The sequence below is a fragment of the Leifsonia sp. L25 genome, from assembly GCF_050632895.1.
Genome location: NZ_JBODRZ010000003.1, coordinates 3,149,456 through 3,168,003 on the forward strand (window position 1 = coordinate 3,149,456; position 18,548 = coordinate 3,168,003).

Below are 18,548 nucleotides of genomic sequence, written 5' to 3' on the forward strand. Positions count from 1 at the left end.
GGCCCAGGGCGCTCCCGAGGCCCAGGGCGCTCCCGCGACCCAGAGCGCTCCCGCCGCCCAGAGCGCTCCCGTTCAGTGGCCCTCCCGCTCATGGGCGGAGTCTAGGAGGGCGCGGCCTCCGTGGCACCCCCTGGCGCCCCGCCCGGCTGGGACCGCCGCCGCACGAACACCAGCAGGCACAGGTGCACCACCGCCAGGGCGCTCGCCACCCCGACCGCCGCCAGCCAGCTCGCCGGGGTGGTCCCCGTGCTGAACAGCAGCCCGAGCACCGTCGTCGCCACGATCGCGCCCACGTAGCGCGAGGTCTGGAAGATGCCCGCCGCCACGCCCGCGTCCTGCGGTCGGGCGGCGGCGTAAAGCGCCTGGTTCATCCCGATGCTCACCACGCAGTACGGGATGCCGAGCGCCGCCGTGATCAGCAGCACCACCCACGGTGCAGTCGTCGCGGCGGCGAACCCGAGCAGCACCGCCCCTCCGATCAGCGCCGCGGCCCCGGTGAGCAGCGTGGGCCGAAGCCCGACGCCCTCGATCGCTCGCGCGGCCAGAGGGGTGACCGCGATCGTCACCGCCGCCAGCGGGAACATCAGCAGCCCGGTCGCGCCCGCCGAGTAGCCGCCGTGCTCCTGCAGGTACTGGGGGAGGCCGAAGAACGCCGAGTAGTAGACCGTGTTGAACACCGCGAAGCACAGGTAGACCATCAGCAGCCGGTGGTTCGCGCCGAGCAGCCGCAGGTCGAGGAACGGGTGCGCCGTGCGCAGCTCGCGCCGGACGAAGAGCGCGCCGGCGATCGGCACCAGCGGCAGCAGCCACCAGAGCGGCTGCGGCCGGAGGTCGAGCAGGAACACCAGCAGCGCGGTCAGCGTCGCGATGAAGAGCAGGATGCCGGGAACGTCGGACTCCGCCACGACCCGGCGCAGCGGTACGCGCTCGCGCGCTGCATCCCGGGGGCGAAGAACCGCACGCCGAGGAAGGCCAGTACGGCGAGCGGCACGTTGATCCAGAAGATCGCCTGCCAGCCGAGGAACGTGATCAGAGCGCCGCCCAGCACGGGGCCGATCGCGGCCCCCGAGGTGTTGGCGATCTGGATGCGGCCGAGCAGCCGCGGCGTCCCCACGCGTGTGTGCGCCGAGACCGTCCGGAGCATCGCGATCGCCGACGGGAAGGCCGTCGCGGTCCCGACCGCGAGCGCGACCCGGCCGGCGCAGACGGCGGCTAACGACGACGAGAAGGGAGTGAGTGCGCACGCCAGCACGACCACGAGCATCCCGAACAGGAACAGCCGCCGCGGGCCGAACCGGTCGGCGAACCGCCCCATCAGCGGCTGCCCGGCGGCGGAGGCCAGGTAGAAGGACGTGATCACCCAGGTCACCGTCGTGACGCTCACCTGGAAGTCGCGCTGCAACGGCACGAGCGCCACCGCGATCATCGACGAGTTCAGCGGGTTGAGCAGGGTGCCGAGGCTGAGGGAGGCCACCGCCCAGCCCGTGCGCGTGTTGTCGGGCGGTGCGTCGGTCACCCGACCACCCTACGCGGCGCGGGCATGGCCTCCCGCGCCCGGGGCGGCCTCCCGCATCGGCTGCCCGTCAGCCGTCGAGGTCGGCCGTGGTCAGCGGGATCGTCGAACGGTAGGGGTAGGCGGGCATGGACGAGAACTCCTCGTCGTCGTCCAGCTCGTAGACGTCGTAGGCGAGGGCGCCGGCGAAGAGAGTGGCGACTCGGATCTCGCCCGGTGGACACCCCCGATCAGGGGCACGACCACGACACTGTCCAGGGTGTGGCCGTCCTCGTAGAGGAGCGCCGCTTTGATGGTTCGCGTGAGAGCGTCCATGACCAGACGGTACGCCGCGCCGGGCCGACACCTTGACGACGCGCGGGCGGACGGCGAAAGTGAGATCGGCGGGACACGCCGGAGAGGACACCCATGGGAACACTGATCTACGACGGGGCCGACGGCTTCACCTTCGATGACCGGGTGCTCGCTCACCTGCAGGCGGTGATCGCCACGAAGCTGCGCCGGCGGGAGGGCTTCCTGCTCATCTGGGCGGACCGCACAGGCGCCGCCGAGCCGACGCTCCGCTCGATCTGGCTGGACCCGTCGATCAGCCTCCAGTTCGCGTTCACCCACCCCACCCTCCCCGAACTCAACCGGGAGTGGCTGGCCATCCTCACCGAGAAGGCGAACGGCAACAGCGGCTTGATGCTGGACGACGCGCTGCGCGCGGAGATCCGCCAGGAAGTCCCCGCGGGCAGCTACCGCGCGTCGCGCGCCAAGAAGCAGGCCGACTGAGATGGGCAAACTGGTCTACGGCGCGGGCCGCGAGTACGAGTTCGACGACAGGACGCTCTCGCACGTCAAGATCGCACTGGTCACCAAGCTGCGCCGCCACGAGAGCTTCCTGCTGAACTGGGAGGTCCCGGTCGAGCAGGGCGGCGGCCGGATGAGCCTCTGGATCAGCCGCGAGATCCCCCTGGCGTTCGTCTTCAACGGCTCCCGTCCGCCCGCGCTCAACGAGCGCTGGATGGAGGCGCTCCTGCAGACGAGCCAGCGAACCGGCGGCATGGTGATCATGCCGGAGGACAGCGTGGAGGGCGGGGGCCCGTCTAGCGCTGTAGGGCTGCTGGGCACCCGCTGCGAGGCAGTCACGTACGCCCTCGACCGGCCTACCATCGAAGCATGGACAAGGTGGAGGGCCGGCTCGGCACTCGCGCCGAGCGAGCGGCCGAATGGCTGGACGCCAAGCTGCTCCCGGTCCTCGGTCCGCCTCCGCTCGGCCCCTACGGCCAGGAGGAACCGAGGACGGAAGCCGCGACGTGCCCGCTGTGCGGCAGCCGGATCGACCAGCACGTCATCGAACGCGACCACGGTCACGCGTTCCTGATCTGCCCGTCGCCCGCGCGCACGCAGCTGCAGGTCGAATAGGCGACCGGTGTTGAGCGCTTGCGGCCGGGCCGTGAGCGTCAGGCGGAGGTGCGCGCCGGGCGGGGCGGCGGGGCCAGCAGCAGTGGGGGGACGCCGTAGGCGAAGGCGCCGAAGGGGATGAGGATCCACGCACCGAGGACGGCCTGGTAGGGGTCGCCGGCGTGGATGGTCAGCCCGGTCGACACCAGCCACTGCGTCGCGGCGATCGCCGAGACGCTGCCTGTCGCGAGGAGGACGAGGCGCCGGGCGAGCGGGTGAAGGCGAGTGAGCAGGGCCGCGGTCGCGCCGAGGAGTGCGGCGATCGCGGAGGTGGCGAACGTCGCGGCGAAGAAGTCGTGGGTCGGCGTTGCGCGGTCGGCGGGGCCACCCGACGACCAGTGCGTTCCGATCGTCTCCGGGAGGTCGGAGCTCCAGGCGATGCGGAAGCAGAGGGCGACGGCGGTCGGGGCGAGCACAGCGGCCGCAGCGGCGAAGCGTCTCGCGGTCCCGGCTGACATGGCGCCACCCCCGATCTGAGAGACCCCGCGTCTCCTTTCGGCGAAACTATCAGCCGCCGGCCCCGCGTCATCCCGGCCCTGCGTCATCCCGACCCTGCGTCATCCCGACCCTGCGTCATCCCTCTCGTCTGGCATAGGCTCGCCCCATGCGCCACGGTTACGAGTCCCCCCTGGAGCCCGTCGGTCTGAATCCCGTCTTTTCCCGGCCCGGGGAGGCGACCGAGTTCGCGCGGTTCACGCTCCCGGACGGGGAGTCGCTGCCCGACACCGCCTTTCAGGTGGTGCACGACGAGGCGATGCTCGACGGGAACGCGCGGCTCAACCTCGCCACTTTCGTCGGCACCTGGATGGAGGATCAGGCCGGGCGGCTGTACTCGGAGGCGGTCGACAAGAACATCGTCGACAAGGACGAGTACCCGCAGACCGCCGCCATCGAGACGCGGTGCTGGCGGATGCTCGCCGGGCTGTGGAACGCGCCGGACCCCTCGCGGTCGATCGGGACCTCCACCATCGGGTCGTCGGAGGCGTGCATGCTGGGCGGCCTCGCGCTCAAGCGGCGCTGGCAGCAGCGGCGGCGCGCGGCCGGGCAGTCCACCGAGAAGCCCAACCTCGTGATGAGCGCCGCCGTGCAGGTGTGCTGGGAGAAGTTCTGCAACTACTTCGAGGTCGAGCCGCGGTTCGTGCCCATCTCGCTGGACCACAAGACGCTGGACAGCGACGGGCTCGACCGGTACGTGGACGAGAACACGATCGGCGTCGTCGCGATCATGGGCGTCACCTACACCGGGATGTACGAGCCGGTGCAGGCCATCAGCGACGCGCTCGACGCGATCCAGAAGAAGACCGGCCTGGACATCCCCATCCACGTCGACGGCGCGTCCGGGGCGATGGTCGCGCCGTTCATCCAGCCCGACATCATCTGGGACTTCCGGCTGGAGCGGGTCGCCTCCATCAACACGTCCGGGCACAAGTACGGGCTGGTGTATCCCGGGATCGGCTGGGTGGTCTGGCGGGAGGCCGACCTGCTGCCGGAGGAGCTGATCTTCAAGGTGAGCTACCTGGGCGGTGAGATGCCGACGTTCGGGATCAACTTCTCCCGCCCGGGCGCCCAGGTGCTGCTGCAGTACTACCAGTTCCTGCGCCTCGGGTTCGACGGCTACAAACGCGTGCAGAGGGCCTCACGGGACGTCGCGCGGTACCTGGCCGACGAGGTGCGGGCGCTGGGACGCTTCGACATCTGGACGGACGGCAGCGACATCCCGGTCGCGGCGTGGCAGGTGAAGGCCGACCATGACGCGCCCTGGACGCTCTACGACCTGTCGATGCGGCTGCGGACGCGCGGCTGGCTGGTGCCCGCCTACCCGATGCCGCAGGCGCTCACCGACGTGACCGTGCAGCGCGCGGTGGTCCGCAACGGGCTCAGTCGCGACCTCGCGGGCGGGCTGGTGGACGCGATCCGCACGGGCGTCCAGGAGCTCGACGAGCTGAAGGCGCCGATGCCGGGGCCGGACCGGGTGGCGTTCCACCACTGAGTTGTGGAGCGGGAGCCTGCGACCGAGGGTCGGAGCCTGCGACCGAGGCTCGCGTGTCACGGCAGCAGCGCGATCTTCCCTCCCGGGTGTCCCTCGGCGAGGAACCGCAGCGCCTCCGGAGCCTCTGCGAGCGGATACGTGCGCGCGATCGGCACCTGCAGCCGCCCCTCCGCCGCGAGCGCCAGCAGTTTCGGCCGCACGGCGTCGCGGAAGGCGGCGCTCTCGGGCTGCGCGCCGAAGATCGCGTGGAAGCCGTCCGTCTCAGCGCGCCCGGAAGCGACGATCGTGACGATGCGGTCCCGGTCCTCCACCAGCTCGAGGGAGACGTCCACCGCCTCGTCGGTGCCGACAGTGTCGAGCGCGGCGGCGATCGGGCCCTGCGCGGCCTCCCGGACGCGGTCGGCGAGCCCGGGGCCGTAGGCGACGGGAGTGCCGCCGAACCGCCGCACCCGGGCGAAGCTGCCCTCGCCGGCGGTGCCGATGACGTGCACGCCGAGCTCGGCGGCCTGCTGCAGCACGCTCACGCCGACCGCTCCGGACGCGCCGTGCACCAGGACGGTGTCCCCGGCGCCCACGTGCGTGACGTCGATCATCTGCGCCGCCGTGGCACCGGCCAGCAGCAGGTTGGCGGCCTCCTCGTCGGAGAGCGCCGCCGGCTTGGCGAAGACGTCGGCCGCCGGGACCGTGACCTCGGTCGCGTACCCGCCCTGGATGCGGAACGCCACGACCGCGTCACCGGGTGCGCCGCCGCCCGAGGCCAACTCGGTGCCCGGGCCGAGCTCCACCAGCTCGCCCGCCACCTCGTAGCCGATCGGGACCGGGAGGTCGAGACCCGGACGGGGCCCGGCGACGTGCTTGTAGTCCGCCGGATTGACGCCCGCGGCGCGCACCCGGATGGTCACCTCGCCCGGTCCCGGACGGGGAGCCTCCCGCTCCGCGAACGTCCAGGTGTCGGGGGAACCCCACTGCTCTGCCAACCACACTCGTGCCATGCCGCCCAGTCAACTCGGTCAGTCTGGGCGGAGGCTCGGTAAGCGTGCGCGATCAGGCCGCAGGTGTGCCCGTGCGGCCGTGGCCGAACCAGGTCGCGCCGCGGCCGACCCACAGCGGCAGCGCGATCGCGACCGCGAGTCCCATCGAGAGGATCCCGGCGACCGGCTGCGTGGTGAGTGCCGTGTACAGGCCGACGCCGAGGTGCACCACGCTCGCGAGGAGCACGATCACGCGCGCGAGATCGGCCCCGCGGAAGACGCCGAACCCGACCGCGATGTAGGCGATCGCGACGATCAGGTAGCCGATCGTGGAGACCAGGATCTCCCCGGTCTGGCCGGCGGGGAGGACACCACGGATCGCCGCGAGGATGATGAGCAGCACGCTGAGGATCAGCTCGACTGTTCCCACCAGCCAGCAGAGGATGGCGACGGCGGTCACGACGCCGGGGCGGTCGGCGTTGCTCGCACGGCCGGCGCCGCGGCCCGCATCGCCCGGCCGGCCCGCGTCGCCGGGGCTCATGACGCCGAAACTGTGTCGGACGCCTTACCGCTGTGCCGGACCCGCCGCGACCGGGCGGGGGCGAGCCGGAGCACCTGCGCGGTGGAGCTGTCGTCGAGCTCCACCAGGTAGTTGCGGGACTTGATGAAGTCGCTGAACGATCGGTAGCCGAGGGCCTTCTCGCTGAACGACGGATCCATGCGTTTCATCTGGCCCTTCACCGACGAGGAGTGCAGCCACTCGCTGTCGTCCTTCTCGTGGCCGAGCTGCATCGCGCGGGCGAGGAGACGGGTGGCGACGACCTGGGGGTCTTCGGCGGTCTCCTCCTCGGGCTCCTCCTCGGGGGTCGCGGCCTTGCGCTTGCGGGCGGGACGCTTGGCGGGCTCCGCCGGCTGGTCGACGGCGGCGACGTCGCCGCCAGCGACGGCCTCGGCCTCGGCCTCGGCCTCGGCCTCGGCGGCGATGGAGGTGGAGGCGGCGCGGGCCGAACGGCCGCGGGAGCTGCCTGCGGGCGAGGCCTCCGGGGTCGTTCCGGTATCGCCGCCGGCCGTCTCAGCGACGGCGGCGTCGGTCTCCGCGGCCTCGTCGCGGGCGATGCCCGGGAGGTCGTCGTAGCTGACGAACTCGTCGCACGCGGCTGCGAGCGAACGTGCTGTCGAGCCCGCGACACCGATGCCGATCACGTACCGGCCGAGGCGCTTGATCCGCTGGGCCAGGGGAATGTAGTCGGAGTCGCCCGCCACGATGACGACGTGGGTGAGCTCGGGAAGCCGGAACAGGTCCTCCACGGCGTCGACCGCCAGGCGGATGTCCGCGCCGTTCTTCGCGTAGGCCGCGGCGGGGAAGAGCTGAACCAGGTCGACGGCGCGGCCGACGAGCTGCCCGCGGTACTCGGCGTTCACGGCGGCGGACCAGTCGGCGTACGCGCGGGTGAGCACCAGCGTGCCGAAGGAGGACGCGAAGTCGATGACCGCGCCGAGGTCGACGCGCGCCTCCGCGAGCTTCGCGACGAAGGCCGGCTTCGGCTGCGTGCCGGACTTCTGCCGGTCGCGCATGAACGAACCGCGGCCGTGGACCTGGTCGTAACGCGAGATGACGATGTTGTCGAAGTCGATGTAGACCGCGACGCGGCCGTCCCCAGGTTCACTCATGCTGCCACGATATCCCGCGGAAGGGCCGACGGTCCGGCCCCATCCCGCGCAGGCGGCAGAGGGGACGCGACACGCCGCTATCCCGTAGGCGTAGCGGCGTGTCGCGTCCCCTCGTGTCGCGGAGCAGCGTGTCAGGCGGCGCAGCGGATCAGGCGGCGCAGCGGATCAGGCGGCGTAGCGGTCGGCGACCGTGAGCGCGGCGTCGATCGCGGCGAGGCCCCGGCGCAGTTCGTCCTCCTGGATCACCAGCGGCGGTGCGATGTGGATGCGGTTGAAGTGCGTGAACGGCCAGACGCCCGCCGCCTTGCACGCCGCGGCGACCTCGCCCATCGGGGCCGCGTCCGCGCCGGCCGCGTTGAAAGGCACCAGCGGCTCACGCGTCTCTCGGTCGCGCACCAGCTCCAGCGCCCAGAACAGGCCGCGGCCGCGGACCTCGCCGAGCGACGGGTGCCGGTCGAGCCACGCGGTGATCTCGGGCTCCACGACGCGCTCGCCGAGGTCGCGCACGCGCTCGAGGATGCCGTCCCGCTCGAACACGTCGAACGTCGCCACCCCAGCCGCGCAGGCCAGCGGGTGACCCGAGTAGGTCAGGCCGCCCTGGAACGACACGTCGTCGAAGAAGTTCGCGATCGGGTCCGAGATGACCACGCCGCCGAGCGGTACGTAGCCTGAGTTGACCCCCTTCGCGAAGGTGATCAGGTCCGGCACCACGTCGAACGCGTCGACGGCGAACCACTCGCCGACGCGGCCGAAGCCGACCATCACCTCGTCGGCGATGTAGACGATGCCGTACCTGTCGCACAGCGCGCGCACGCCGGCGAGGTAGCCGGGCGGTGGCATCAGCACGCCGTTCGTCCCGACGATCGTCTCGATGATGATCGCGGCGACGGTCGCGGCGCCCTCCAGGACGATGACGCTCTCCAGGTGCTCCAGCGCGCGCTGCGTCTCCTCCTCCGGTGTGGTGGCGTGGAACGCCGAACGGTACAGGTACGGGCCGAAGAAGTGCGCGACGGACGGGTCGCTCGGCTCGTTCGCCCAGCGGCGCGGGTCGCCGGTCAGCGAGATCGCTGTCGCCGTGCCGCCGTGGTAGGAGCGGTACATGGACAGCACCTTGCTCCGTCCCGTCACCCGGCGGGCCATCCGGACGGCGTACTCGTTGGCGTCGGCGCCGCCGTTGGTGAAGAACACCCGGTTCAGCGTCCCGGGCGCGACGCGGGCGATCCGGCGGGCCAGCTCGCCGCGCACATCGTTCGCCATCGAGGGCTGGATGGTCGCGAGGCGTCCGGCCTGCTGCTGGATGGCGGCGACGAGGTCGGGATGCTGGTGGCCGAGGTTGAGGTTGACGAGCTGCGAGCTGAAGTCGAGGTACGCGTTGCCCTGGTAGTCCCAGAACGTGCAGCCCTCGCCCGCGGCGATCGGCAGCGGGGCGATCTGCGCCTGCGCGCTCCAGGAGTGGAAGACGTGGCTGCGGTCGTCGCTGCGGACCTGGGTCTCTTCGTCGGCGTCCCCGAAAGAGTGCGAGACCCCGCGGCGGTCGGTGAAGCCCGTGCGGACGGTGGTGTCGATGGTGTCGGTCATTGCGTTGGCTTCTTTCGGCTCAGGAGTTGCCGGGGAACGCGAGCTCGATCTTCGAGTGCACCGGGTCGGGCCAGCGCGTCGTGACGACCTTGCTGCGCGTATAGAAGTGGAACGACTCGGGGCCGTAGATGTGCGAATCCCCGAACAGGGAGTTCTTCCAGCCGCCGAACGAGTAGGCGCCGATCGGCACCGGGATCGGGACGTTGATGCCGACCATGCCGACCTCGACGTCGAACTCGAACTGCCGGGCGGCGCCGCCGTCGCGCGTGAACAGCGCGACGCCGTTGCCGTACGGGTTGGCGTTGATGAGCGCGACCGCCTCCTCGAACGTGTCGACGCGGACGACCGAGAGCACCGGTCCGAAGATCTCGTCGTCGTAGACCGCGGTGCCCGGCGTGACGTGGTCGACCAGGCTGACCCCCACGAAGAAGCCGTCGTTGTCGAACTCCTGCGCCGTGCCGTCCACGACGACGGTTGCACCCTCCGCGGCGGCCTTCGCCACGTAGGAGGCGACCTTGTCGCGGTGCTCGCGCGTGATGAGCGGGCCCATGTCGCTGGCCGGGTCGGTGCCGGGGCCGATCGTGAGCGAGCCGAGCCGGCGCTGGATGGCCGGGACGAGCCGGTCGCCCGCCTCGCCGACCGCGACCAGCACGCTGACCGCCATGCAGCGCTCGCCGGCCGAGCCGTAGGCGGCCGAGACGGCGGCGTCGGCCGCGGCCTCGATGTCCGCGTCCTCGAGGACCACCATGTGGTTCTTCGCCCCGCCGAGCGCCTGCACGCGCTTGCCGTTGGCGGCGGCGCGCTGGTAGATCGAACGGGCGATCGGCGTGGAGCCGACGAAGGAGACGGCGGCGACGTCGGGGAGTCGAGCAGGGTGTCGACGGCCTCCTTGTCCCCGTGGACGACGTTGAGCACGCCCGCAGGCAGGCCGGCCTCGGCGAACAGCTTGGCGAGGAAGACCGAGGCCGACGGGTCCTTCTCGGAGGGCTTCAGGACGACGGTGTTGCCGCAGGCGATCGCGCTGGCGACCATCCACAGCGGCACCATGACCGGGAAGTTGAACGGCGTGATGCAGGCGACGACACCGACCGGCTGCTTGACGCTGTGGACGTCGACGCCGGTGGAGACCTGCTCGCTGTACTCGCCCTTGAGCTTGTCGATCAGACCGGACGCGAACTCGACGTTCTCGAGCCCGCGGCCGATCTCGCCCGCGGCGTCGGAGAGCACCTTGCCGTGCTCGCTCGTCACGATCGCGGCGAGGTCGGAGCGACGCTCGGTGAGGAGGTGGCGGAGCCGGAACATCACGTCGGCGCGCTTGGTGAGGCTCGTGGCGCGCCAGCCCGGGAGTGCGGCCTTCGCCGCCGCGATCGCGGCCGCGGTCTCGGCGGCGCTGGCGAGTACGACGTCGTGCTGCCGGACGCCGGTGGCGGGGTCGAAGACGGGGCCGAGGCGGGCCGGGTCGCCGGACTCCTCGCCGTTCACGAAGTGGCGGATGAGGGCCACGGGATCCTCCTGGAGATGCTGCGCCGGACGGAATGCCCGGCGGCGAAGTAGGCTTGCAATCCCCATGATCACAGAGCGGAGGAGCCAACGATGAGGCCAGATCGTCGGGCGTTCGGACAAGACGAGACAGTTCGTCCGGCGCCGGAGCGGATGCTTCTGCCGACCGTCCGCGAGGTGCTGCGGATGGATCCGATGGCCGACGCACTGCCGGAGGTCCTCGCCGGGGAGGGCGCGCTCGACACCCTCGTGCGCTGGGTGCATGTCGCCGAGACGGCGGACGTGGCGCGGCTGGTCTCCGGCGGCGAGCTGCTGCTGGCGACGGGCCTCGGCTGGCCGCGCGACGCCCGCGCGCTGCGGGCGCTCGGCCGCGACCTGGCGGACGCGGAGATCGCGGGCCTCGTCCTCGAGCTGGGCCCCCGCACGCCGGAGGCGCCGGCGGCCCTGCTGGAGGAGTTCCGGGCTGCGGGACTCCCGTTCGTGGTCCTGCACCGCGAGGCGCGCTTCGTCGCGGTCACCGAGGCGGTGCACGCCAGGATCATCGACGACCAGACCGTCGCGCTCCGGGCCAGGGACGAGATCCGCGAGCTGTTCACCGGGCTGAGCCTCCGCGGCAGTCCGGCCGACTTCATCGTGGCGCAGGCGGCGCGCGTGCTGGGCTGCCCGGTGGTGCTGGAGGACACCGGCCATCAGGTGCTCGTCGCCGAGAACGTCGGCGACGGCGAGGCCGAGCTGGAGCGTTGGGAGCAGCGCTCGCGCGCCGCGCACAAGGGGACGGGGGAGCCGGGCTGGACGCTCACGCCGGTGGAGGCCCGCGGGATGCGTTGGGGCCACCTGGTCGCGCTCCCCGGCGAGCCGCATCCCGCCGGGCGGTCGAGCGTGCTGGAGCAGGCTGCCGTCGCGCTGGCGCTCAGCCGCCTGGCCGACCGCGACGAGGAGGAGTGGACGCGGCGCAGCCACGACGCCCTGCTCGGGGCGCTGCTCGGGCGGCGCTTCGCGGGCGACGGCGGCATGGCCGCGCGGTTCGAGGCGTCCGGGTTCCCGGTCGGCGAACGCGTGCTGGCCGGTGTGGCGGTGCGCACCCGGTCGGGGCGGGTGGAGGCCAAGGCGGCTGCCGCAGCCCTGGAGGCCGCGCGCACGGCGGGGTCGGAGGCCATCGCGGCGCCGCATCCCGCATCGCCAGGGCTCCTCGTCGTGGCCGTGTCGTCGCGCTTGGGGCGGCCGGGCGCGGACGCGGTCGCCGACGCGCTTGCGGCAGGGGACGCCGCGGTGGTCGGCGTCGGCTCGGACGCGCACGGCATCCCCGGGCTGCTGTCCTCGGTCGAGGAGGCCGTGGAGCTGACCGGGCGCGGTGGTGGCGGCCGAGGGAGGCACGCCGTCGTGCAGCGCGCCGAGAGCCGACCGCTGCTCCGCCTGGTCACCGCGTTCGGCGACGACCCGCGGCTGCAGGAGTACGCCGAGCGGATGCTGCGCCCGCTCATCGAGCATGACCTCGCCAACGACGGCGACCTGATCGAGGTGCTGCGCGCCTACCTGAGCCACCCGGGCAACCGCACGCGCGCCGCCGCGGCGAGTCACCTCTCCCGGTCGGTGTTCTACCAGCGGATCGCGCTCATCGAGGACCTGCTGGGGCTGGACCTGGACGACGGCGAGACGATCGGCGCGCTGCACGCGGCGGTCCTCGCGCGCCGCATCCGACGCTGACGCGCCGGGCCGGCGCTCCCGCACATTCGGCCCGAATGTCGCCTTTCGCCGCCGCATTCGCGACATTCGGCACGAAGGCCGAAGTCGCGATTCGTCACGAAGGTCGCGGTGGCTATTCGCGCACGTTCTGCGGGCCGGTCAGGAGTCGAAGCCCAGCCCGACGGCGTCGAGCGTGCGGAGGAACAGGTTGCGGCGGCCCTCGTGGTGGTCCGCCCGGTCGAGGGACCAGCGGGTCAGGTTGATGCCGAGGGAGGCCGCCGGTTCGGGCGGGAACGGCAGCGGGCGGCTGCGGACCATCTCCAGGCGCGTGCGCTGGGTCTCCCGGCCCGCCAGCAGGTCGAGCATGACCTGGGCGCCGAAGTGCGTCGCCGCGACGCCGAGCCCGGTGTAGCCGGTCGCGTAGGCGACCGTGCCGCGCCTGGCCGTGCCGAAGAACGCGCAGAACCGGCTGCAGGTGTCGATCGCGCCGGCCCAGCGGTGCGTGAAGGTGAGGCCTTCGAGTTGCGGGAAGGTCGTGAAGAAGTGCGCGGCCAGCTTCCGGAAGGTCTCCGGCCGGTCCTCGTACCGCTCGCGGACGCGCCCGCCGTAGTGGTAGACGGCGTCGTAGCCGCCGAACAGGATCCGGTCGTCGCGCGTGAGCCGGTAGTAGTGGAACTGGTTGGCCGAGTCGCCGAGGCCCTGGCGGCCCGACCATCCGATCGACGCGAGCTGCTCCACGCTCAGCGGCTCGGTCATCAGCACGTAGTCGTAGACCGGCACCGTCGCCAACCGGTTGCGCGTGAGCAGACTCGGGAAGACGTTCGGGGCGAGGGCCGTGCGCTTCGACCGCACGACGCCCCCGGCGTGGAGAGCGTGGTGCCATCAGCGATGCCCTCCACCGGCGAGCGCTCGAACAGCTCGACCCCGGCCGCCTCGCAGGCCCGGGCGAGCGCGCGGGCCAGCTTGGCGGGGTGGACGAGCGCCGAGTCGCGGGTGCGGAGGAGGCCGCCGAGATAGGTGGGGAGTGCACCTCGGCCTGCACCGCCTCCCGGTCGAGGAAGCGTGCGTGCTCGCCTTCGGCGCCCTCCCGCAGCCACTCGACCTGGTGCGGCTCGGTCGCGAGGTCGATCGCGCCGTTGCGCTCGAAGTCGGCGTCCAGCCCCAGCTCGCCGACGGTCGCCTCGATCTCGTCGAGGTTCGCCGACCCGAGCCGCTGCAGCTCGTCGAACTCCCGGCCGAAGCGGGCGCGGCCGTTCTCGTCGCCGTGCGTGAGACTCGCCTCGCAGAAGCCGCCGTTGCGCCCGGAGGCCGCCCAGCCGATCCGGCGCCCCTCCAGCAGCACCACGCGCGCGGAGGGGTTCTCGCGCTTGGCGAGGAGTGCGGTCCAGAGGCCCGTGTAGCCGCCGCCGACGACGGCCAGGTCGCACTCGATGTCGCCCCGGAAACGCGGGTAGCGGTCGCCGGGGGCGTCCTCGATCCAGAACACGGCCTGCCGGGCCGGGGCGAGCGCGTGGCTCACCACGGCAGCCGGTGGTGCCTGTCGTTCGAACACGGTTGAGGCCACGGCGATGCCCTCCTGGTGCGGTCGTCGGCGCTGTCGGTGCCGGTGAGGTGCTGGTGCCGCCCATTCTGCCGGGTTGCGCGCGGGATGTCCGTCGCGAATCCGACCCGACTCCGGGCAGACCGTCCGACGCGGATGCGCGGCTCCGCCCGCCCGACACGCGGTCTGAACCGCTTCAGTTCGATGTACTCTTTCCCCGATCGGCCGCGCGGAGCGGTCGGCGCGGAAGGAGCACGACGTGGTGTCAGCGACCCGGGTGACGATCGGCGGCCTCGCCGACCGGCTGGGACTGTCCAAAGCGTCGGTGTCGTATGCGCTCAACGGCCAGCCCGGCGTGAGCGAGGAGACGCGGCGGCGCGTTCTCGACCTCGCCGACGAGCTCGGCTGGCATCCCAGCTCCAGCGCCCGCGCGCTGTCCCGCGCCCGGTCCGACGCGATCGGCATCGTGCTGCGCCGCGATCCCGGGCTGCTCGGCACGGAGCCCTACTACATGAGCCTGCTGGCCGGTGTGGAGGCCGAACTCGCCGAGAGCGGTCAGTCGCTGCTGCTGCGCATGATCGGCCCCTCCAACGGCCAGGACCTCGCCGCCTACCGCCGCTGGAGCGCCGAGCAGCGCGTCGACGGCGTCATGCTCTTCGACATCACCGTGGGCGATCCGCGGCCGGCGCTCCTCGACCAGCTCGGGCTGGCGTTCGTGCTGCACGGCAACAACGAGAGCGTCGCGCCGGGGCGCGTGCTGCTCTACGACGCGTGGGGCGACGCGCACATCCTGGTCGACCACCTGCACGGGCTCGGGCACCGCCGCATCCTCCATATCCAGGGGCCGGCCGAGTTCGAGCACGAGCAGGAGCGCGCCGATGCGATCGCGCGGTTCGCGGCCGAGCTCGGGATGCATGCGTCGTCCGAGCCGTCCGACTACTCGATGGAGGCCGGCGAGCGCATCGCCTCGGCGCACGCGGGCGACCGGTCGCTGTCCGCGCTGGTCACCTCCAACGACCTCCTCGCGCTCGGCGCGCAGGCCGCCCTCAGCCGGGCCGGACGCGACGATGTGGCTCTCGTCAGCTGGGACGACTCCCTGATCTGCCGGATCGGCTCGCGTCCGCTGACCGCGCTGGCACGGTTCCCGGAGGAGCAGGGCAGACGCGCCACCCGGATGCTGCTGGACGAGCTCGCCGGGGTCGCGACGGCGACGCGGACCGCGCGCGCGTCGGAGCTGGTCGTGCGATCGACCAGCGTCCGCGTCTCCGCCTGAGCACGCGTGCCGAGCGGATTCGCGGCCTGACCAGGGCCCTCGAAAACGTATCCGATATACCCCCAAAACCAGGGGTGTCAACGCTTGAGGTCACTGAACCGGTTCAGTTATAGTCGCCCTGGCGCACGGCGCGCTCCCTGGGGACGGAGCGGCGGCGCCCATCAAGAGACGAAGGAGTCACAATGAGGAAACGCGTCATCGCCGCCGCGGCGCTGGCGGCCACGATCTCGCTCGTGGCGGCGGGCTGCAGCAGCAGTGGTTCGACATCGTCGGCCAGTGGGTCGACCATCACGTACTGGGCGAGCAACCAGGGCACCAGCCTCGACAACGACAAGCAGGTCCTGACGCCGGTGCTCGACGACTTCACCAAGCAGACCGGGGTGAAGGTCAAGCTCGAGGTGATCGGCTGGAACGACCTGCAGACGCGCATCCAGACCGCCGTCACCTCCGGCCAGGGCCCGGACGTCCTGAACATCGGCAACACCTGGGCCGCCTCCCTGCAGGCGACCGGCGCGTTCCTGCCGTTCGGCGACAGCGAGATGAAGGCGATCGGAGGCAGCGACAAGTTCGTGAAGACCGCCCTGCAGACCGGCGGCGCCCCGGGCAAGACAGTGACGAGCGTCCCGCTCTACGGTCTCGCCTACGGCCTGTACTACAACAAGAAGATGTTCACCGACGCCGGCGTGCAGCCGCCCACCAACTGGGAGGAGCTCGTCGCCGACGCCAAGAAGCTGACGAACGGCACGCAGTACGGCTTCTCGCTCGCGGCCGGCAGCTACACCGAGAACGCGCACTTCGCGTTCATCAACTCGGCGCAGAACGGCGGCTCCTGGTTCGACGGCAAGGGCAACCCGACGTTCACCAGCCAGGCGAACATCGACGGCATCAAGCGCTACCTCGATCTGATGCAGACCGACAAGGTCGTCAACACCTCCAACGCCCAGTACGACAACGGCGTGCAGGCGGTGAACGACTTCGCCACCGGCAAGGTCGCGATGATCCTCAGCCAGAACAACGCGGACAGCTCGATCGTCGCCAACGGGATGAAGTCCGACCAGTACGGCGTCGTGCCGTTCCCGGCTCCGGACGGCGGCAAGCAGATCGCCAGCCACGTCGCCGGTATCAACCTGTCGATCTTCAAGAACACCAAGAACAAGGACGCCGCCCTCGAGTTCGTCAAGTACATGACCAGCTCGTCGGTGCAGTCCACCCTCGGCAAGCCCTACTCGACGCTGCCGGTGCTGAACGGCGCCAAGCCGAACTTCACCGACAACGCGGACGAGGCCGCCACGTTCCAGAAGATCTACAACACGATGTCCAAGCCGCTGCCGCTGGTGCCGGCCGAGGACCAGTTCGAGAACACCGTCGGCAAGGCCATGAACGACATGTTCGCCAAGATCGCCACCGGAGGCACTGTCTCCGACTCCGACATCAAGTCGGCTCTGAGCACGGCTCAGGACCAGGTGAAGCAGTCGATCGGCGGCTAGGTTCCTAGCCCCACCGCGACGGCCGGGCGGGATTCGCCCCCGCCCGGCCGCCGCACCCACCGAAGGAGTTCCATGTCGACGACGACATCCGTCCGGACCAGCCCCGCCGAGGCGCCGGCACCGGCCAAGACCCGCCGCAAGCGGCCCAAGGGCTGGTGGCTTCCGCTGGTGCCGCTGGCGCCGGCCATCATCTTCGAGTTGCTCATCCACGTCATCCCGATGGCCACCGGCATCTGGATCAGCTTCCTGCAGCTCACCAAGTTCTTCATCGCCAACTGGAGCGAGGCGCCGTTCGTCGGCCTCAAGAACTACCAGGTCGCGCTGGACTTCAACACGTCCATCGGCGCCGGCCTGCTGACCTCGTTCCTCATCACCTGCAGCTTCACGATCCTCGTGGTCGGGCTCTCCTGGGCGCTCGGGATGGCCGCGGCCGTCGCTCTGCAGGGCCGGTTCCGCGGGCGCGGATTCTTCCGCACCCTCTTCCTCGTGCCCTACGCGTTGCCGCTCTACGCGGGCATCATCACGTGGAAGTTCATGCTCCAGAAGGACACCGGGGCGGTCAACCACTTCCTGTTCGACAACCTCGGCCTCCCGGGCCAGAAGCCGTTCTGGCTGATCGGCGACAACGCGTTCTGGTCGATCGTCATCGTCGCGATCTGGCGGCTGTGGCCGTTCGCCTTCCTGATGCTGATGGCCGGCCTCCAGTCCATCCCGGGCGAGGTCTACGAGGCGTCGGCGGTGGACGGCGCGAAGCCGTTCCGGCAGTGGCGGTCGATCACCCTCCCGATGCTGCGGCCGGTCAACGCCGTGCTGCTGCTGGTGATGTTCCTGTGGACGTTCAACGACTTCAACACGCCCTATGTGCTGTTCGGCAACGCGCAGCCCGCGGCGGGCGACCTGATCTCGTTCCACATCTACAACGCGTCGTTCCTGACCTGGAACTTCGGCTCGGGAGCCGCGATGAGCGTGCTGCTGCTGATCTTCCTGCTCATCGTGTCCGGCATCTACCTGATCGTGCTCAACCGGAGGAACCGCAATGCGTGAGACCGTCTCGTCCAAAGTCTTCCGCTGGGTCGTCGTGGTCTTCCTGACCCTGTTCACTGCGGTGCCGCTCTACGTGATGATCACCTCGTCGGTGAAGCCGCTGGCGGACGTGCAGGGCGCCTTCACCTGGTGGCCGACGAACATCACCTTCCAGCCGTTCATCGACATGTGGTCGACGGTGCCGCTGGCGTCGTACTTCGTCAACAGCGTCATCGTCGCCAGCGCCGCGACCATCCTGAGCCTGATCATCGCCGTCTTCGCCGCCTACGCGGTGTCGCGGTACCGGTTCAAGGGCCGCAGCATCTTCACCACGACCGTGCTGTCCACGCAGATGTTCCCGGGCGTGCTGTTCCTGCTGCCGCTGTTCCTCATCTTCGTGAACATCAACCAAGCCGTCGGCATCCAGCTCGTCGGCACCCGCTGGGGACTGGTGATCACCTACCTGACGTTCGCGCTGCCGTTCGCCATCTGGATGCTCGCCGGCTACTTCGACGGCATCCCGCGGGACCTGGACGAGGCGGCGATGGTCGACGGCTCCGGTCCGATGGGCGCGCTCTGGCACGTCGTGCTGCCTGCTGCCAAGCCCGGCCTGATCGCGGTCGCGATCTACTCGTTCATGACGAGCTGGGGCGAAGTGCTGTTCGCCTCGGTCATGACGACGGACGAGAACCGGACGCTCGCGGTCGGCCTGCAGCTCTACTCGACTCAGACGAATGTGTACTGGAACCAGATCATGGCGGCCTCCCTCGTCGTGTCGATCCCGATCGTGGTCGCGTTCCTCATCCTGCAGCGGAGCTTCGTGGCCGGCCTGACCGCCGGCGCCGTCAAGTGACCCGCGACAGCACCTGAACA

At 71.0% G+C, this 18,548-nt stretch carries 15 protein-coding genes and 2 pseudogenes; 8 read left to right on the forward strand and 9 right to left on the reverse strand.

The genetic code is table 11. The features are described from left to right. Window positions 1-101: 101 nt before the first annotated feature. Window positions 102-905: an MFS transporter gene (locus ACRAWC_RS19885; protein WP_431349274.1), complete on the reverse strand. Its 804-nt coding sequence runs from the start codon at window positions 903-905 to the stop codon at window positions 102-104. Then, window positions 857-1,516 (reverse strand): MFS transporter, encoded by a 660-nt coding sequence (locus ACRAWC_RS19890; RefSeq protein WP_431349275.1) that lies wholly within the window; start codon window positions 1,514-1,516, stop codon window positions 857-859. The genes ACRAWC_RS19885 and ACRAWC_RS19890 overlap by 49 nt, the downstream gene beginning before the upstream one ends. Window positions 1,517-1,921: 405 nt before the next feature. Here ACRAWC_RS19890 and ACRAWC_RS19895 point away from each other — a divergent pair, with 405 nt between their 5' ends. Together ACRAWC_RS19895 and ACRAWC_RS19900 are read left to right on the forward strand one after the other, a co-directional pair. After that, window positions 1,922-2,287 carry a hypothetical protein gene (locus tag ACRAWC_RS19895; protein ID WP_431349276.1) on the forward strand — a complete coding sequence of 122 codons (366 nt, stop codon included), beginning with the start codon at window positions 1,922-1,924 and terminating at the stop codon, window positions 2,285-2,287. Window position 2,288: 1 nt separating this feature from the next. Beyond that, on the forward strand, window positions 2,289-2,879 hold the full coding sequence (locus ACRAWC_RS19900) for a hypothetical protein (protein ID WP_431349277.1): 591 nt from the start codon (window positions 2,289-2,291) through the stop codon (window positions 2,877-2,879). Between the two features lie 79 nt (window positions 2,880-2,958). On the opposite strand, the gene ACRAWC_RS19905 is transcribed toward ACRAWC_RS19900, so the two are convergent. Continuing rightward, on the reverse strand, window positions 2,959-3,417 hold the full coding sequence (locus ACRAWC_RS19905) for a hypothetical protein (RefSeq protein WP_431349278.1): 459 nt from the start codon (window positions 3,415-3,417) through the stop codon (window positions 2,959-2,961). A gap of 146 nt (window positions 3,418-3,563) precedes the next feature. Here ACRAWC_RS19905 and ACRAWC_RS19910 point away from each other — a divergent pair, with 146 nt between their 5' ends. Next, complete coding sequence (locus ACRAWC_RS19910) at window positions 3,564-4,949, forward strand: glutamate decarboxylase (RefSeq protein WP_431349279.1); 1,386 nt, start codon at window positions 3,564-3,566, stop codon at window positions 4,947-4,949. Window positions 4,950-5,005: 56 nt separating this feature from the next. Here the strand turns inward: ACRAWC_RS19910 and ACRAWC_RS19915 are convergent, their stop codons facing one another. From ACRAWC_RS19915 to ACRAWC_RS19935, 5 genes and pseudogenes are all read right to left on the reverse strand, one after another. After that, on the reverse strand, window positions 5,006-5,941 hold the full coding sequence (locus ACRAWC_RS19915) for a quinone oxidoreductase family protein (RefSeq protein ID WP_431349280.1): 936 nt from the start codon (window positions 5,939-5,941) through the stop codon (window positions 5,006-5,008). Window positions 5,942-5,993: 52 nt separating this feature from the next. After that, window positions 5,994-6,461 (reverse strand): hypothetical protein, encoded by a 468-nt coding sequence (locus ACRAWC_RS19920; RefSeq protein ID WP_431349281.1) that lies wholly within the window; start codon window positions 6,459-6,461, stop codon window positions 5,994-5,996. Then, window positions 6,458-7,591, reverse strand: a complete 1,134-nt coding sequence (locus ACRAWC_RS19925; RefSeq protein WP_431349282.1) for an NYN domain-containing protein — start codon at window positions 7,589-7,591, stop codon at window positions 6,458-6,460. Before ACRAWC_RS19925 ends, ACRAWC_RS19920 begins: the two co-directional genes overlap by 4 nt. A 165-nt stretch (window positions 7,592-7,756) precedes the next feature. Beyond that, window positions 7,757-9,169: an aspartate aminotransferase family protein gene (locus ACRAWC_RS19930; RefSeq protein ID WP_431349283.1), complete on the reverse strand. Its 1,413-nt coding sequence runs from the start codon at window positions 9,167-9,169 to the stop codon at window positions 7,757-7,759. A 19-nt stretch (window positions 9,170-9,188) separates the two neighbouring features. Next, window positions 9,189-10,672, reverse strand: a pseudogene (locus ACRAWC_RS19935) (CoA-acylating methylmalonate-semialdehyde dehydrogenase). 90 nt (window positions 10,673-10,762) lie between these two features. Here ACRAWC_RS19935 and ACRAWC_RS19940 point away from each other — a divergent pair. Continuing rightward, entirely contained in the window at window positions 10,763-12,373 is a 1,611-nt protein-coding gene (locus ACRAWC_RS19940) for a PucR family transcriptional regulator (RefSeq protein WP_431349284.1), read from the forward strand. A 138-nt stretch (window positions 12,374-12,511) separates the two neighbouring features. Here ACRAWC_RS19940 and ACRAWC_RS19945 read toward each other — a convergent pair. After that, window positions 12,512-13,916: pseudogene (locus ACRAWC_RS19945) on the reverse strand (NAD(P)/FAD-dependent oxidoreductase). 235 nt (window positions 13,917-14,151) lie between these two features. Between ACRAWC_RS19945 and ACRAWC_RS19950 the strand changes: the two are divergent. The 4 genes from ACRAWC_RS19950 (at window position 14,152) to ACRAWC_RS19965 (ending at window position 18,528) form a co-directional block, all read left to right on the forward strand. Next, on the forward strand, window positions 14,152-15,165 hold the full coding sequence (locus ACRAWC_RS19950; protein ID WP_431349285.1) for a LacI family DNA-binding transcriptional regulator: 1,014 nt from the start codon (window positions 14,152-14,154) through the stop codon (window positions 15,163-15,165). Window positions 15,166-15,347: 182 nt separating this feature from the next. Then, window positions 15,348-16,652, forward strand: coding sequence for an ABC transporter substrate-binding protein (locus ACRAWC_RS19955; RefSeq protein WP_431349286.1), 1,305 nt, complete (start codon window positions 15,348-15,350; stop codon window positions 16,650-16,652). Between the two features lie 72 nt (window positions 16,653-16,724). Next, window positions 16,725-17,696: a carbohydrate ABC transporter permease gene (locus ACRAWC_RS19960; RefSeq protein ID WP_431349287.1), complete on the forward strand. Its 972-nt coding sequence runs from the start codon at window positions 16,725-16,727 to the stop codon at window positions 17,694-17,696. Beyond that, on the forward strand, window positions 17,689-18,528 hold the full coding sequence (locus ACRAWC_RS19965; RefSeq protein WP_431349288.1) for a carbohydrate ABC transporter permease: 840 nt from the start codon (window positions 17,689-17,691) through the stop codon (window positions 18,526-18,528). Before ACRAWC_RS19960 ends, ACRAWC_RS19965 begins: the two co-directional genes overlap by 8 nt. The last annotated feature ends 20 nt before the right edge of the window (window positions 18,529-18,548 follow it).

What these genes read in the sequence shown, in the direction of transcription:
- ACRAWC_RS19955 (WP_431349286.1), top strand. Translation starts at nt 15,348, where the DNA reads ATGAGGAAACGCGTCATCGCCGCCGCGGCGCTGGCGGCCACGATCTCG.
- ACRAWC_RS19895 (WP_431349276.1), top strand. Translation starts at nt 1,922, where the DNA reads ATGGGAACACTGATCTACGACGGGGCCGACGGCTTCACCTTCGATGAC.
- ACRAWC_RS19960 (WP_431349287.1), top strand. Translation starts at nt 16,725, where the DNA reads ATGTCGACGACGACATCCGTCCGGACCAGCCCCGCCGAGGCGCCGGCA.
- ACRAWC_RS19965 (WP_431349288.1), top strand. Translation starts at nt 17,689, where the DNA reads ATGCGTGAGACCGTCTCGTCCAAAGTCTTCCGCTGGGTCGTCGTGGTC.
- ACRAWC_RS19925 (WP_431349282.1), bottom strand. Translation starts at nt 7,591, where the DNA reads ATGAGTGAACCTGGGGACGGCCGCGTCGCGGTCTACATCGACTTCGAC.
- ACRAWC_RS19920 (WP_431349281.1), bottom strand. Translation starts at nt 6,461, where the DNA reads ATGAGCCCCGGCGACGCGGGCCGGCCGGGCGATGCGGGCCGCGGCGCC.
- ACRAWC_RS19900 (WP_431349277.1), top strand. Translation starts at nt 2,289, where the DNA reads ATGGGCAAACTGGTCTACGGCGCGGGCCGCGAGTACGAGTTCGACGAC.
- ACRAWC_RS19910 (WP_431349279.1), top strand. Translation starts at nt 3,564, where the DNA reads ATGCGCCACGGTTACGAGTCCCCCCTGGAGCCCGTCGGTCTGAATCCC.
- ACRAWC_RS19940 (WP_431349284.1), top strand. Translation starts at nt 10,763, where the DNA reads ATGAGGCCAGATCGTCGGGCGTTCGGACAAGACGAGACAGTTCGTCCG.
- ACRAWC_RS19905 (WP_431349278.1), bottom strand. Translation starts at nt 3,417, where the DNA reads ATGTCAGCCGGGACCGCGAGACGCTTCGCCGCTGCGGCCGCTGTGCTC.
- ACRAWC_RS19930 (WP_431349283.1), bottom strand. Translation starts at nt 9,169, where the DNA reads ATGACCGACACCATCGACACCACCGTCCGCACGGGCTTCACCGACCGC.
- ACRAWC_RS19915 (WP_431349280.1), bottom strand. Translation starts at nt 5,941, where the DNA reads ATGGCACGAGTGTGGTTGGCAGAGCAGTGGGGTTCCCCCGACACCTGG.